The organism is Streptomyces sp. NPDC006739, from assembly GCF_042869815.1.
Lineage (GTDB): Bacteria > Actinomycetota > Actinomycetes > Streptomycetales > Streptomycetaceae > Streptomyces.
This window is the reverse complement of the sequence record NZ_JBIAGM010000098.1, coordinates 1-1,232: the sequence shown is the minus strand read 5'-3', so window position 1 is coordinate 1,232 and position 1,232 is coordinate 1. Positions and strand designations below refer to the sequence as shown.

Below are 1,232 nucleotides of genomic sequence, written 5' to 3'. Positions count from 1 at the left end.
CTAGTGCCGCATCAGGCAACGTTCGCCCTGTTCACGACCTCACGGAGGCGTTCGTCGGCGGCATGCTTGTTCCGCCAGATGATGTAGCGGCGGATCATGCTGCCCTGTTCCTTGTGGCTGGTGTGGTCGGTGCCGTCGAGTGCGAAGTAGCGCAGGGCGGTGAACTGGGCCTCGATCCGGTTGAGCCAGGAGCTGTTGGTCGGGGTGTAGGCGATCTCCACGTTGTTGGCCACTGCCCACGTCGCGACCCGCTGGCACCGCTTCGTGGTCAGGTGCGGGGAGTAGTTGTCACAGACAATCGCGATGCGCTTCTCGACCGGGTGCAGTGAGCGCAGGTAGCGGCAGAACTCCAGGAACTTCGACCTGTTCTTGGTCTTCTTCACGTGTCCGTAGAGCTGGTCCTTGGTGAGGTCGTAAGCGGCGAAAAGGTGCCGGACCCCGTGCGGCCGGGTGTAGGTCGCCCGCCGGCGCGGTCGAGGACCGCGGTCGGGATCTTTGTGCCGGCCGCCACGTTCGGCCCATTGCCGGCCGGGGTGGGGCTGGAGGTTGAGCGGCCCGAACTCGTCCATGCAGAAGATGACTTCGGGCTCGCCTTCCTCGGCTATGACCTCGCCGTCGGCGATCGCGTAGAGGTGTTCGACCCGGGCTTTCTTCGCCGCGTAGTCCGGGTCGCGCGAGGTCTTCCAGGTCTTCACGCGTTGAAACGAGACGCCCTCCTCGCGGAGCAGGCTGCGCAGGCCCTCGTGGCTGATGTCGTCGACCACCCCCTCGGCGACCAGGAAGTCGGCCAGCTTGGCCAGGCTCCAGGTCGAGAACGGCAGGCCGTGTTCGGACGGCTTGGACTTGGCGATCTTCTTGATTTCCCGGCGTTCGGGGAGGCTGAAGGCTTTCGGCCGGCCGCCCTTGTACTTCGGGTAGAGCGAGTCGAAGCCGTCGGTGTTGAAGTTGTGGAGCACGTCCCGGACCCGGTCCGGGCTGGTGAATGTCACCTCGGCGATCTTTGCCACGGGCATGCCCTGTGCGGATAACAGGACCATCTGGGCCCGCCGCCAGGTCACCACCGAACCAGTGCCCCGGCGGACGATCCGCAGCAGCCGCCTGCCTTCATCGTCGTCAATCTCTCGCACCTGCACACGCTCAGCCACGTGATCATTGTGGCTGTCCCGTACCACCCGGCGTAGCAACCGTGCGAAGTCTCATGACAGGGCGAACGTTGCCTGATACGGCACTAG

At 64.9% G+C, this 1,232-nt stretch carries 1 protein-coding gene; it reads right to left on the bottom strand.

The window, feature by feature from the left end; translation table 11 throughout:
- Positions 1-11 precede the first annotated feature (11 nt).
- The gene (locus tag ACFYMM_RS44425) at positions 12-1,145 is read right to left on the bottom strand and encodes an IS630 family transposase (RefSeq protein WP_388398583.1); all 1,134 of its coding nucleotides are present in this window, start codon (positions 1,143-1,145) and stop codon (positions 12-14) included.
- Positions 1,146-1,232: the final 87 nt, after the last annotated feature.